Origin of the sequence: Brunnivagina elsteri CCALA 953 (assembly GCF_002289455.1) — a bacterium.
In the GTDB taxonomy this organism is placed as follows: Bacteria; Cyanobacteriota; Cyanobacteriia; order Cyanobacteriales; family Nostocaceae; genus Brunnivagina; species Brunnivagina elsteri.
Genome location: NZ_NTFS01000146.1, coordinates 1 through 14,673 on the forward strand (window position 1 = coordinate 1; position 14,673 = coordinate 14,673).

Consider the following 14,673-nt stretch of genomic DNA (forward strand, 5'->3'; position numbering starts at 1 on the left):
AATTTGTTATTAATGTATGTACAAGGGCTTCCTGAATTACATCTACCTAACGACTGATTTGCTCCATACTCAATATACGCAAGCACAAATCCGCCTGCTAAATATAGTTACTTGCAGCGTGTATTATTAATTGTGTAATCATCTGAGAATGAGCTAATGAGATGATTGTCATTTAAGGTTCGGATATATAAGAGATTTCACTGAAAAACGATTATTTTACGGATTTCGATTTTATATGTGGCTATAACTTGTGGTGGATTGATTTAGTTATCAAATAACGATTAATATAGCTATTTGATAGGAATAAAATAAGAATTTTTTTAAGGATGGGACTTTGATGGTCGTTTCGATCTCAGTCTCACCAAAGATACTCTCTCTTCTGTTCGTGAAGTGTGTTTGGATGGAGAGAGTGAAATCACAAAGTTTTACATCTATTCAATGTATTAAAGATAACTCAACATTAGGATTGAATGCTCAAAGTAATGTAGTTCTAAAGTAAAAACAGCTTGCTCATTAAAATCTCAAATTAACCTATCGAAGGTGTTAACTATAATGATTTTGACAAAGAGCGATCGCATTGTTTCTTACTTCAGCGACTCTAGGCTCACATGGGATTAATACTTAGTGTGTATTGCATCTAGAGGTGAGAAGAGAATATGCAAAATTATATTTTGTTATTTAGATTAAGCAGAAAGCGAGACATTACATTAATTGTGAATGTCTTCCCAATTTACTGGAGACATTCCATAAGAACGTCTCTATGGTTCCTCAAAAAAACGAATCTAAATTGATTTCAACATTTGTTGATAAAAAGGGGTGTGTGTGGAATTACAAAAAAGATGCGATCGCAATCGCAAGCGTTCTAAACGACGGGCTATATTTTGTCCGATACATGGATGCTACCTCGATAGTGCCAGTGAAAAATATTCCCTCTACGCTGACACTGCTGGACAACTGCAACAGAGGGGAATCGGAAGAAAAACAGCAATGATGTTGGTAGCTTCCAAGACAACAGTACCCCTGACTGGGGAATGGTTAGAAGCATTTTGGTGCGAACAATGTCAAAAGATAGAGTGGTATTACATCAAGAAAAAAGATAACAGATACGACATTGCGATCGCACCAGTTGAATTATGGCAGCAAGCAGTGGGAGTAACCAATCCTGATGGTAATCCCTCGGTGGGTGAATTTACCCGCAGACATGCTCGGATGACAGGTTACGACGCAAGAAGAGAATTTCAACTCAGGGGTTGAATTGGCAATGCAATTGAAATTACGGAGTAGTTGAAAAATCTGCAATTTATGGAATCCTTACCAAACATTGAAGAAATCGATTTTCAAAAACACTTACAAGTTTTGCAACGTCGTTGGTTGCCTGCGATCGGTATTTTTGGAGTTGTAGTCACCGCAGCGTCAATGTATGCATTTTCGTTGAAACCAACATACGAAGCCGAAGGCAGTGTATTAGTTAAGGCAGATAGAACATCGACACTAACAGGATTGGGAGAAGATGCTGGTAAACTTGAAGCCCTGACCAGAGAAGGAAATCCCCTGGAAACCCAGGCAAAGATAGTCAAATCAGTACCGATTCTTCAAGAAACAATTAAGACTTTAAAACTCCAAGATGCGGAAGGGAAACCACTCGAACTTGATGTATTAGAAAAAGCCCTCAAAGTCAAAGCTGCCCCAGGTACTGATGTATTGGAGATTTCCTATAGTGATAAAAACCCCCAATTAGCTGCCAATATAGTAAATAAAGTTATCGATATCTATATCACTACAAACGTCAAAGATAACCAAACAGAAACAATATCAGCTCGCAAATTCATTGTGAAGCAGCTACCCGAAAGTGAGCGATCGGTTCGACAAGCTGAATTAGCCCTACGGAAATTCAAAGAAACAAATAATGTTCTGGTTTTGCAACAAGAGGCAACCAACGCAGTCAACACAATATCCAAATTAGAAGAAGAAATCACTGAAGCTCAATCACAGTTAGTTCAAGTCAGTGCCAAAGTCCAAAAATTACGCACTCAGGCAAAAGCAAATTCCGAACAAGCTGTGGAATATGCTGACTTAAGTGAAGTAAAAGGAACTCAAGAAGTACTTACCCAACTCCAACAAGCCGAAGCACAATTGCAGGTTGAACGAACTCGATTTAATCCCGGACATCCCAGCGTTATCAACCTCGAAGAAAAAATTACAGCCCTGAAAGGTTTGCTCTCCGAACGTACAGCACAGGTAGGAAACTCTAGCCAAGGGATTCCTGCTGGCAATCTACAAATGGGAGAATTGCGGCAAAAATTGCTAGGGGAGTTGGTGGAGAATGAAAACGAGGGTATTGCTCTGGAAACCAAAATTGCCAACCTATCCCAAGCAAAATCAGGCTATCAACAGCGTGCCAGTACTTTGCCCAAACTCGAACAAGTCCAACGGGAATACGAGCGGAAACTCAAAGCATCACAGACTACATACGAAACACTGTTGACAAGACTCCAAGAAGCTGAAGTTTCCCAATATCAAAAAGTTGGCAATGCTCGAACCATCTCCCGTGCTTTAGTACCGACTAAACCCAATGGTCCAAAAAAGATTATTTTTATTGGAGCGGGAATAGTTGGGGGAATATTATTAGGTGCGATCGCAGGATTTGGATTAGATATTATCGATCGCTCGTTGAAAACTGTCAGAGAAGCACGGCAGCTATTTAAATACACCTTACTAGGTGTGATTCCCAGCGTCAACAAACGTAGCAAAAACCATACTTGGATTGATACGATCGACTCATCCATCCCTAGAGTCGCAGTCGATGTCAATCAATTTCCCCTTGGAGATGCCTACCAAATGCTACAAGCGAACTTAAAATTCCTGAGTTCGGATCGAGAAATCAAAGCGATCGTTGTGACTAGTTCGGTATCAAAAGAAGGGAAATCAGAAATCGCAGCTAATTTAGCTCTAGCGATGTCCCAAGTTGGACGGAAAGTGTTACTAGTTGATGCAGATATGCGTCGTCCAGTTCAGCACCACATCTGGAATCTGACTAATGCGATCGGGCTTTCTAACGTCATGGTGGAGCAAATCGCTAGTGATACAGCCATACACGAAGTCATGCCCAACCTCTTTGTTCTGCCATCGGGTGTATTACCACCAAATCCCGTGGCATTATTGGATTCTAAACGGATGGCGACATTAGTTGAGAGTTTTACAAAGGACTATGAATTCGTAATATTTGACACGCCATCGCTAGCTGGAACTGCTGATGCGGCAGTTTTGAGTAAACTTGTTGATGGCACATTATTAGTAGTTCGTCCAGGAACAATTGACTACTCCAGTGCGAATGCTGCGAAGGAATTTTTGGTTCAGTCTGGTCAAAATGTCTTGGGCATGGTGATTAACGGAGTGAATGTGCGACGGGAACCAGATAGTTACTTTTATTACTCAAAAGACTCGATTGAGTCAGATACCGTACCCCGATCTGGTGTATTTGCTCGAAATAGCCATGCAGAAGTTGGCAATAGCAATACCTATGGAAAGAAGAGCTAATCCAATGCTTAGTTGAACTTAAAAAAGCTAATTAGGCGAAAACAATAAATTTTAAAAATTAGCTTTCTAGTTTCTCTCTTATTAATTTAGAACTACTCAATACAAATCTGTAAAATAAGTCATTACTTATAACCCAGATTTAATTAAAATATTGGAACATTGATGCAATGATTAAAAGTTTCTCAAAATTATTGTATATCCTTGGAGATTCAAAACTAGAACTTCTCTACTTATTGGTTGCATCAATTTTTGCCTCAGTTTTAGAAGCTTTGGGAATAGGACTGATTGGACCATTTTTAAGTTTGTCAATGAATCCAGAGTTGATAAAAAATATTGCCTTACTTAATTGGCTTTATCAAAGGTTAGGAATACAATCTAATAACCAATTTATTGCAGCTTTAGGGATAGCGCTAGTTATTTTATTCTGCATAAAATCTGTAGCCTACTTCTTCATGAAGTCGTATATTTATAACTTCGGCTATAGACAGAAAGCTAGAATATCAAAAAGATTGATGAATACATATTTAACAGTCCCATATGAATTTTTTCTGAAAAAAAATACTTCAACTATCATTCGCAATATATTAATAGAGACTGAAAAGTTTGCTCAACAAGTCTTAATCTCTTCACTCGAAGCTGCTGCTAATTTCATAATTATTGCCATCCTAATTATTGTTTTAGCGAAAACAGATATAATTTTTCTGGCGATTGCATCAGCAATTATCTTACCAACATTTGGTTTTTTCTACATCATGCGGAAGAAATTTGCTCGTTGGGGTCAAATAACATCTGAATGTCGTAACGAAATTATTCGGATTATTAATCATAGCTTAGGGGGGATTAAAGAGACACGATTAATCGGTTGCGAGCAATATTTTGAAGAGCAAATGGATGAAAAATTAAAAAAGTATACAACTGCTGAATCTCTTTTCAATAGCACACAAATTATTCCTCGTATCGCAATCGAGACAATTCTAGTTTTATTTCTGATACTTCTGATTGTTGTATACCAATTATTTTTCGAGCAAAGCGTTCAACAGTTAGTACCAGTCTTGAGTGTATTTGCAATTGCTTCAATTCGATTGATACCTGCAACAAGCCAGTTTATTGCCTTAGTGAGTTACGCTCAAGGTGCAAGTTATTCAATGGATGCAATTTATCTAGATTTACTAGAGGCTAAACAGCAAGAATCTTTACCATTGAAATCATCGCGTCAAACAAAAAGCAATAGTAGCATCAGCACAAATTTCACCTTTAAAAATCAAATCGATCTTAATTGCCTAACTTACCGTTATCCCGAAACTAATACTCCGGCTTTACTGAACATTTCTTTAAGCTTACAAAAAGGCGAATCGATTGCCCTAATTGGCAAGTCTGGAGCCGGAAAAACGACTTTAGTTGATTTAATATTAGGCTTATTAGAACCCCAGTCAGGTGATATTTCTGTCGATGGTGTCTCTGTATATGACAACCTGCGTTCCTGGCAAGACTTGATTGGTTATATTCCACAAACAATATTTTTGATGGATGACACCTTAGAACGGAATATTGCCTTTGGTGTTCCAGATGAATTAATTGACCAAAAGCGATTGCAAGGAGCGATGGAAGCTGCTCAACTTACAGATTTAATCGACCATCTACCCAATGGTTTAAATACTGTGCTTGGTGAAAGGGGAATTCGACTTTCAGGAGGTCAAAGACAACGGGTTGGAATTGCTCGCGCATTATACCACAAAAAAGAAATTTTAGTTCTAGATGAAGCCACTTCTGCACTTGATAATGAAACAGAAAGTCTTGTAACAGAAGCAATACAAGCATTATCAGGAACATTAACCATGATTATAATTGCCCATCGACTGACAACAGTTAAACATTGCGATCGCATTTATTCCCTGGAAGGAGGTCGCATTGTCAAGTCGGGTAGTTATAAGGAAGTCGTTTTAGGATAATAGAAATACATTCAAACTTCAGCAAAAAACGGCAAAGTTATTCAGATTACATAACATTCACTACTCTTAAGGATTTAGAAATGAAAACTCTAACCAAACTGTTTACCGAACTCAATATCTATCCGGTTCTGATAGATATTGGGTCATCAGCAGAAACACCTGAAATTTGGAACAGTATTGCTCATCACTCAATTTATATTGGTTTTGATCCAGACCTAAGAGAAATTTATGAACCGCAGGAAGGATTATTTTACAAATCTTTGATCATCAATAAGGCAATTACAAGTAATGCTAACAGTCAACAAATTCTATTCAATTTAACAAAGTTTCCTCAGTGTTCGAGCGTTCTCAAACCAGATTTTAAATCAATATCTAACTATCTTTTTTCCGATTACTTTACAGTTGAAAAAGAGGTACAAGTAGAGGCAACTAATCTTAACGCAGTAGTTGAACAATTTTCGCTTCATAAAATTAGTTGGATAAAAACCGATACTCAAGGAACAGACTTACGAATATTTAATAGCTTGAGAGACGAACTTAGAAATCAGGTTTTAGCACTTGATATTGAACCAGGTATAGCAGATGTTTATGAGGGAGAAGACTTATTTATCGACATTCATAAACATTTAATAAAACAAGGCTTTTGGCTGTCGAACTTTAATGTTTGTGGAACAGTCAGAATGAAAAAATCAGTTTTAGAAAAACTAAAAGATTTAGTACCCGAACTCAACCCTGAATTTATAAGTAATTTTCATAAGCAGACCCCATGCTGGTGTGAAGCAAGATATTTCAGAACTTTAGAATGGTTAGCAAACGGGAATTTTAGTAAGTCGGATTATGTCATGCTATGGGCATTTTCCCTCTTGGATAATCAAATCGGCTTTGCCTCTGAGGTTGCTTTAGAATACGAACGAATTTTTGGAAAAGACTCCGTCTCGCAAATTCTACTTAATGAAGCAATCTCGCGTCTTAAAACAATACATCATAATAAAAAGATAATTCGAGCAATATTTGGGAAGCTTGTACCAACAAGAATTAAAAAGTTAGTTAAAAAAGTAATTGTCTAATATGTAATTGTCTAATATTTAGATGCAAACCATACTAAAGAGTAATCATGAAAACATTGATAATTAGCACCTCCGATATGCAAGGAGGTGCTGCTCGATGCGCCTACAGATTGCATCAAAGCTTTAAATCAATAAATGTTGACAGCCAGATGTTGGTACAAACTAAACATAGTGATGATAATCAAGTTACTGGTACATCAGCTAGCTCTGGAATGGGTAATGCAGTTTCTGGATTAAGATTAACTTTAGACCACTTACCTTTAAAGCTTTATTCAAAACGCGATCGCACATCTTATTCCTTACCCTGGTTGCCAGACAATTTGATTTCTCAAATTAATCAAATTAATCCAGATATCATTAACCTCCATTGGATTAATGGGGGTTTTTTAAATATAAACACAATCGCCAAATTCAATAAACCCTTAGTTTGGACATTCCATGATATGTGGGCATTTACAGGGGGATGCCACTACAATCAGGAGTGCGATCGCTATACTCAATCCTGTGGTAGTTGCCCTCAATTAAATAGCCATCAAGATAGAGATTTATCCAGACGGATGTGGCATCGTAAAGTTAAAGTATGGCAAAATTTAGATTTAACAATCATTACCCCCAGTCGATGGTTGGCAAATTGTGCCAAATCTAGCTCATTATTTAAAGATACGCGAATTGAAGTTATACCTTATGGTCTTGATATTAAAACCTATCGACCAATTAACAAACAATTTGCACGGGAACTACTCAAATTACCCCAAGATAAACAACTAGTTTTATTTGGTTCGCTGCAAGCTACTAGTGACAAAAGGAAAGGATTTCATCTCCTCCAACCAGCACTAAACCAACTAAATTCATCTGGATGGCAAGACAAACTCGAACTGGTTGTATTTGGTGCTTCTAAGAGCGAAAATTTGACAGATTTTGGTTTCAAATCCCATTATTTAGGCTTACTAAATGATGACCTTTCTCTAGCACTAGCCTATTCTGCCGCAGATGTATTTGTAGCACCATCTCTCCAAGATAATTTACCTAATACAGTGATGGAATCTATCGCTTGTGGTACACCCTGTGTTGCATTCAATATTGGGGGAATGCCAGATATGATTGAACATCAAAAAAATGGTTATTTAGCACAAGCATTTAAAATTGAAGACTTAGCAAATGGGATTGCTTGGGTTCTGGAGAATAAAGAACGACATCAAAAACTCTCACATTGCGCTCGTGAAAAAACAGAACAAGAATTTGCACTGGGAATTCAAGCTAAACGTTATTTATCAATTTTTCAATCTCAAATAAAGGAAGTCGCGATATCAAAATTTTAAATTTATTATTAATCATCTGATGTAATGCAAATTGATAACAAAGTATTAAATCGGTGGCTAAAATATTTAGAAGTAGCATTCACTATATTCTGGATGCTATTTTTTATGGGTGTGAATTTTCCCCAACCCCTAGCTTCCTTGTTCAAAGCTATTAGCTATCCGGCAATTGGGATTTTAGTATTGATTCGCTGGAAGCGAATACCATATACTGCAACCCGTGACCCATTTTTATTATTTTCGGTTGTTGTTGCAATATTATCCCTCTTATGGACAGGTAATTTAGCCACAACATCGGAAGGAATTAGAGGTTTACTGCGTACACTTATGTTAGCAGCTTATATAGCCTCACGTTATAGCCTTAAGGATCAGGTGAAATTATGGACTTGGGTCTTCAGTATTATCCTTGTTTTAAGCTCTTTAGTAATTATCTGTGTCCCAAGCTATGCGATCGCGAAAGAAGGAGGATGGCAAGGCATTTTCCCTTACAAAAACTTTCTGGGCTATACAATGAGTTTGGCAGTTGTACTTTTTTTGAACCATATTATTAGTCATAAAGGCAAACAAAACTGGTTAGCTGTAATTGGAGTTGCTGCCGCGATCGTATTAGTGATTTTAGCCAAAAGTTCTGCAAGTCTAGTTAGTGTTTTAGTATTAGTTTTAGGAATGCCACTTTATCAAGTCATCAAACAACATTACAAATTCCGAGTTGTTATTGTTGGGATAATCTGCATACTTGTAAGTGGGACAGCTTTTTTGATTACCACAAATATGGACACTATCCTAGTTGATATATTAGGAGAAGGTCTATCATTTAACGGACGTACACCAATTTGGGATTTAGCAATTGAAAAGGGTTTAGAACGACCTTGGCTTGGTTACGGTTTTAACGCTTTTTGGAGTTCAGATGCAGGCATTGATATCATGGTTCACACATGGTCTGGACTTCGTGAAGAAGGCTTTAATACTCATAATGCTTTTCTAGAGCAATTTTTGAGTTTGGGCTTCATTGGATTAGCATCGAGTATTCTCAGCTTGATTAATGTATTCACCCGCATAATCATTGTTCTACTAAAAACAAAGAAAATTGAAATATTCTGGTTATTTCAATTGCAATTATTCACTGTTCTAGTTAGTTTAGCCGATAGCTATGATACAGCTTTAGTGTCCCTTACTATTACTTTGACAATAGGTTTGGAATGGTCAAGAATCAATAAATATAGCTCTAATCTTCACTTGAATAATAATCAAGCGGTTTTCTAGAATAAATTGGCAAATCCTAACTTTTTTAGAAATATTAATTAATCAGACTCTAATTATGAAAAGTTTTAATTAGGAATATTTTTCATGTCAATATCTTTTTTAATTTGTACAGAACCTGGTCGTTTAGAAGGGCAATCTCTACTACTGGCAGAAAGTATTCGTAAATTCTGTGGTCAATTAAAAGACACACCGATATATAGCTTTCATCCTAGAGTCGGTGAACCTATATCGCTACAAACTAGAAAGAGTTTTGAAACTCTAGGTGTTATCCACCAACAAATACCAATCAACACAAAATTTCATGATTATTATTTGGCAAATAAACCTTTGGTTTGTGCCTATGCTGAAAAAAATATTGATGCTAATATTTTAGTTTTCATAGACAGTGATAAATGCTTTTTTGCCGAACCCGAAGAGTTTTTACTTCCAGAAGGTTGTAATGTTCGTATTCGTCCTGAGTATGGAAAAGGTATTGGTTCTATTGGTAGTTTAGACCGTCAAGATGCTTACTGGAAGAAAATTTACGAAATAGCAGGTGTAAAGCGTGAAATTTTCGTTACTACCCCGATTGCAAATAAACGGATTCGAGGATATTGGAATTCAGGATTAGTCGCAGTTAGAAGAAATGCTGGTATTTTTCAAGCTTGGCAAGAAAATTTTGAAAAAGCAATGCATTTACAAATAGCTCCCCCTCAAGGAGTTTATTTTCTCGAACAATCATTACTATCTGCTACTATCTCAGCTTTAGAAGAAAATATATCAAGCTTTTCTTCTGCTTATAGCTATCCCTTACCATTACATAATCAATTATCTAAGGCTGCAACAGTTAATCACTTTGAAAACCTTGTGTCAATTCATTATTTCAACCTCTTTTACTATTATGATTGGCTTCAGCAATTGAATAGACTAAAAGGAATTGAGACTTATTCAGATAAGTATCAATGGCTATGTGAAGCAGTAAGTCGCCACAAGATGCCATACCAATCTACTTCTCATCGACAAATGTTAAAAGTTAGAAGTATTGAGCAAAAGCTTCGAGGATTTAATATAAATATTCCTTTAAGCCATTGGTTCAAAAGGTTTATATCCCAAGTTTAATAACTACCGAATACATATTTTCTCCTGGGGTAAAATATTAATTTTGAATAGAAAAGACATGAAAAAAGCACAAATTGCAGTAATTATGACTTGTCATAATAGACGGACAATAACACTTTCTTGTTTACAAGCTTTATACAAGCAAGATGTTAGTTTTGATATTTATCTAACTGATGATGGTAGTTCTGATGGTACAGATGAAGCTATCAAAGCTAATTATCCAGATGTGAAAATTCTGAAAGGGAATGGTAGCTTATTTTGGGTTGGTGGAATGCGACTTGCATTTGCTGAAGCTTTACAAAGAGATTATGAGTATTATCTTTGGTTGAATGACGACACCACACTAGAGTCTGATACTTTAGAGCGCTTATTGAATATTCATCAATATTTATGCGCTAATTCTCACGCTGACTCTATTATTGTCGGTTCAACCAAAGACCCTAAAACAGGAAAACCCACCTATGGAGGTGCAGTTAAATCAAAACGTTGGTACTCAAATAAATTTGAGTTTCTAGAACCTTCTAATCATCTCCAAGAATGCGACACTATGTATGGCAATTGTGTATTAATCCCTCTTAGTGTTGTAACTAAAGTGGGAAATATTGATGCTGCTTTTATCCACAGTCTAGGTGATTTAGATTACGGATTAAGAGCGCAGAAATTAGGTTGTTCCATGTGGTTAGCACCAGGTTATGTTGGAACCTGTTCACAAAATTCTGTCAGAGGTAGCTGGGTAGATAAAAATCTTTCTGTGCTAGAACGTTTAAAAAAAGTTACTCACATCAAGAATTTTCCAGTTCGAGCTTGGACTATTTTTACCTATAGACATTCTGGTTCATTCTGGTTTCTTTACTGGTTTCTTCCATACATACGCGCAATGATTGGCTACAAAAACTTAAGTAGTTCTCCTACATTTTGTGAAGAAGTTAAGTCAGTAGGTTGACAAGTTTAACTTAGACTTAAATTCAAATTTGAAAATTTCTAGGCATTATTCAAAAAAACTTGTATTAAATACTTATGTTGGATAAAAAAATGATTGAAGATTTTGGAATTATTATTGCATGTAGCGACCAAGATTATATGCTTGCAAAAGGATGCTGTGCTAGTATTAGATACTTTATTGGTGATGTACCTATCTGTCTGATTGTCGATGGAGACTTTTCAACACAGGCACTAGAAAAAACCTACGGAGTAAAAGTAATTAATAAAAAAAATGTATGTAGTGATGTTTTAAGAGAGAGAAGTTTTGGTTTTGGACTAACTAAGATGATTGCATTTTGGGAGAGTCCGTGGAAACACTTCTTGTATTTAGATGCAGACACTATTGTTTGGTTTAATATACTTAAATTTGCAAATTTTCAACACTACGATGTCATCATTGACAAACCTCGTTACGAACGTCCTGATGAGGATATTTGTAATTTCTTCTTTGATATCAAGGGAATTGAAAAGTATTATCCAGACTTTCGTTGGCAGGAACATCGACACCATTATTTCTGCACAGGTGCTTTCTTCGGTACAAGAGATATTTTTAAATTGGAGGAGTATGTTGAAATTTTAGACTTAATATCTCAGTGTCCCAAATTATTTTTTCCTGGTGAGCAAGGTTTTCTGAACTTTATGCTTTTTCGTGCAGCCGATAGAGGTAATATTCGTTTAGGGCAAGAGAGCATACAATTACTTGTTCCTGATTTTGAGCAGCACAGTCTGAAAAAGCGTTTTTCTTTCAGTCAATCTAACCCAATTTATCAAAATGAAGATGTGATAATTCATTGGTGTGGACCAAATAAGCCAACTTCAAATGCTTCTAATGTCTACTCTAAACCCATGACTTTTTATCGTCAAAAGTTCGTCAGTGATGCATTTACAAATACAGAAATGCAATTACAATTAAGACTTAGTTTAGAAGATGCACAACTATCCTTATCTCGTTACAAAAACAAATTTTTGAGGAAAATTAAACTTATCAACAAAAAGATTAAATTTTGAAGAAGGCAGAAGAGAGGGCAGAGGTAACAATCTTATCTTTAATTTCTTCTATTCCCTTCTACCCTCTGCCTTTCCCTGATAAATCATAATTAAGCGAGGTTGTTAATTTTGGCGAAACGTTTGTTAATTGTTTCTACTCTTGATTCAATGCAACCATTTGGTGCATTTACAAGACCATTTTATCTTGGTCAATATCTGGCTGAAAGCTTTGAAGTTTTCCATTTGGGTATTAATTGTTCTGGAGTTAATTACGCACCTTCAATTTCTGTTGGTTCTAGAAATCTTACTGCTTATATCAAATCACTTAAACAATGTATAGAAGAGTTTAAACCAGAAATCATATATGCTCAGGAAACACTTCCTGCAATAGCAGCTTTAATTGTGTTTACCCTTAAAAGACCGAAAAATTCCTCTTTGGTGTTTGATTTTCATACTTTTTCTGCTTTTGAGTATTGGAGTCGCTTATCTTCTGTTAGTAATTATTTCAAAGATTTTTTGCAATTAGTTAAGACATATGTTGCTCAGGGAATTCTCGTATTTTCCGGAAAGCCAATTATTGCAGCAGGTGATTCAACTCCCAAGCTAATATCTCAATGGTATCGGAAAAAGCCCAATAACATATATTGCATTGGTAACGGTGTAGCCGAAGACCTATTAAATAGTAATATATCTTTGTCTCCAGACCCATATCAAAAATTTAGACCAGCGAAAATAGTTGTTGTTGTCGCACCTAAGACATTTCAATTCCCAAGTAATGATATGTCTGTCTCAATGACGATTGAAGTAGCTAAATCTTTGGAACCACATTCAGATAAAGTCCATTTTATTGTTATCGGTCGTGATAGTAATGAATTTGAGGATAAGTTGCCAGCAAATATTACTTTCGTTGGCTTTTTACCAAGCAGAGAAGATTTTTTGAGGTATTTACAATTTGCTGATATTGGTCTTCTTCCCTTTACAAAACAAGCAGTTGCAGGTGGAGCAAGAAATAAAGCTCTAGATTACTTCGCTAGCAAAAAGTTAGTCATTTCCACACCAGAAGGATTAAGAGGTTTAGAAGAGTTTGAACATTTAAAACATTTACTAGTTCCAGGATTTTCTTCAGAGGAAGTAGCAGATACAGTTTTAGATGCAGCTTTAAATTTAGATAAATATCAATCTTTGGTAGAAGCTGCTTACAATCAAATCAGAGAAAAATATTCTTGGAACGCTAAAGCAAAAATGGTGACGGATATCTTGTTATCAGCTTAAGTTCCGAAATCAAAGGTTTTGATAATTTATCACTAAGCATAGAATCGTTGACAATGAAGATAAAAATATTTTCTGACCCCAAATATGTACCACAAGGAGTAAATCCTGTCACTATATTACAACCATTCTGGAGCAAATATTTAGAAAAAAATCAATCTCCTTGGTCAAATTACATTAATGATTATATAAATATTGCTGATTCATTATTTGAGCTGACTACATTAGAAAATGCTGATTTAGCTATTTTGCCATTTGATTGGTTGCATGTGAGAGGAAATACATGGAAACCTCAAATAAACCTATCACGAATGCATTTAGCTTTGGAATTTTCAAATATAGTCAAAAAAGCTAATAAACCACTAATTATATTTTTTACGAATGACTCCTCACATGAGGAAATATCAATAAAAGATGCTTTTGTATTTCGTCAATCACTTCTTGCATCTCAAAGAAAACCACATGACTTTGCAATGAATGCAGTTCATGAAGACTTAGTTAAGTGTTATTTAGATAATAAACTTTCAATTCGTCAGAAAAAGGATAAGCCAGTAATTGGGTTTACTGGTTTTGCAAATAACCTTTCTTGGGATATCAAGCTGAAGGAATTGATTTATCAAATAGCTATGCTTCCCAAAGGTGGGGCAGACTATTTACCTTACAGGGGACATCGTATTCGGACTGAGGCTTTAAATTACTTGAGTCAGAGTTCAGGAATTGAGACAAATTTTCTCATTCGAGACAATATGGCTTTTTTCAATGAAACCATTGATATCGAGACAAAATTACAATTACGTATCGAGTATGTTAATAGTATCGTGAATAGCGACTACATGTTATGTTGTCGTGGTCGAGGAAATTTTTCTTTTCGACTATTTGAAGTATTATGCTGTGGACGAATTCCAATCTTTATTGATACTGACTGTGTTTTACCATTTGATTTTGCAATTGATTGGAAGAAATACTGTGTTTGGGTTGATAGTCAAGAATTACCACATATTGCCGAAAAGGTGATTGATTTCCATCAGAATATTTCACCACAAGAGTTTATTGATTTACAGTATGAATGTCGAAAATTGTGGGAAAAAATGTTATCGAATGAAGGATATTTTAGTAATTTTTGGCAGCATTTTCACGCTGAATCAAAATTGCAAATATTGTCATCATAGTTTTTTGAGTTACTAGAAGAACTGTGTAGTTATAACT

The 14,673-nt window shown here is 35.7% G+C and carries 11 protein-coding genes; all 11 read left to right on the forward strand.

Going from position 1 to position 14,673, the window contains the following annotated elements; translation table 11 throughout:
* Positions 1-822 precede the first annotated feature (822 nt).
* The 11 genes from CK510_RS14240 to CK510_RS14290 all read left to right on the forward strand — a co-directional run bounded on the left by CK510_RS14240 (position 823) and on the right by CK510_RS14290 (position 14,636).
* Positions 823-1,254 carry a hypothetical protein gene (locus CK510_RS14240; protein ID WP_095722329.1) on the forward strand — a complete coding sequence of 144 codons (432 nt, stop codon included), beginning with the start codon at positions 823-825 and terminating at the stop codon, positions 1,252-1,254.
* A gap of 48 nt (positions 1,255-1,302) precedes the next feature.
* On the forward strand, positions 1,303-3,537 hold the full coding sequence (locus tag CK510_RS14245) for a GumC family protein (RefSeq protein WP_095722330.1): 2,235 nt from the start codon (positions 1,303-1,305) through the stop codon (positions 3,535-3,537).
* A gap of 167 nt (positions 3,538-3,704) precedes the next feature.
* Complete coding sequence (locus CK510_RS14250; RefSeq protein ID WP_095722331.1) at positions 3,705-5,486, forward strand: ABC transporter ATP-binding protein; 1,782 nt, start codon at positions 3,705-3,707, stop codon at positions 5,484-5,486.
* An 80-nt stretch (positions 5,487-5,566) separates the two neighbouring features.
* On the forward strand, positions 5,567-6,553 hold the full coding sequence (locus CK510_RS14255) for an FkbM family methyltransferase (protein WP_095722332.1): 987 nt from the start codon (positions 5,567-5,569) through the stop codon (positions 6,551-6,553).
* Positions 6,554-6,600: 47 nt separating this feature from the next.
* Positions 6,601-7,872, forward strand: a complete 1,272-nt coding sequence (locus CK510_RS14260; RefSeq protein ID WP_095722333.1) for a glycosyltransferase family 4 protein — start codon at positions 6,601-6,603, stop codon at positions 7,870-7,872.
* 24 nt (positions 7,873-7,896) lie between these two features.
* Entirely contained in the window at positions 7,897-9,132 is a 1,236-nt protein-coding gene (locus CK510_RS14265) for an O-antigen ligase family protein (RefSeq protein ID WP_095722334.1), read from the forward strand.
* Positions 9,133-9,216: 84 nt separating this feature from the next.
* Entirely contained in the window at positions 9,217-10,230 is a 1,014-nt protein-coding gene (locus CK510_RS14270; protein ID WP_095722335.1) for a GT-B fold glycosyltransferase domain-containing protein, read from the forward strand.
* Between the two features lie 58 nt (positions 10,231-10,288).
* Positions 10,289-11,173 carry a glycosyltransferase family 2 protein gene (locus CK510_RS14275; protein ID WP_095722336.1) on the forward strand — a complete coding sequence of 295 codons (885 nt, stop codon included), beginning with the start codon at positions 10,289-10,291 and terminating at the stop codon, positions 11,171-11,173.
* 74 nt (positions 11,174-11,247) lie between these two features.
* Positions 11,248-12,219: a glycosyltransferase family protein gene (locus CK510_RS14280; RefSeq protein ID WP_211293195.1), complete on the forward strand. Its 972-nt coding sequence runs from the start codon at positions 11,248-11,250 to the stop codon at positions 12,217-12,219.
* A gap of 108 nt (positions 12,220-12,327) precedes the next feature.
* A complete protein-coding gene (locus CK510_RS14285; RefSeq protein WP_095722339.1) occupies positions 12,328-13,470 on the forward strand; it encodes a glycosyltransferase family 4 protein in 1,143 nt (380 codons plus the stop codon).
* Positions 13,471-13,523: 53 nt separating this feature from the next.
* Positions 13,524-14,636 carry an exostosin domain-containing protein gene (locus tag CK510_RS14290; protein ID WP_095722337.1) on the forward strand — a complete coding sequence of 371 codons (1,113 nt, stop codon included), beginning with the start codon at positions 13,524-13,526 and terminating at the stop codon, positions 14,634-14,636.
* The last annotated feature ends 37 nt before the right edge of the window (positions 14,637-14,673 follow it).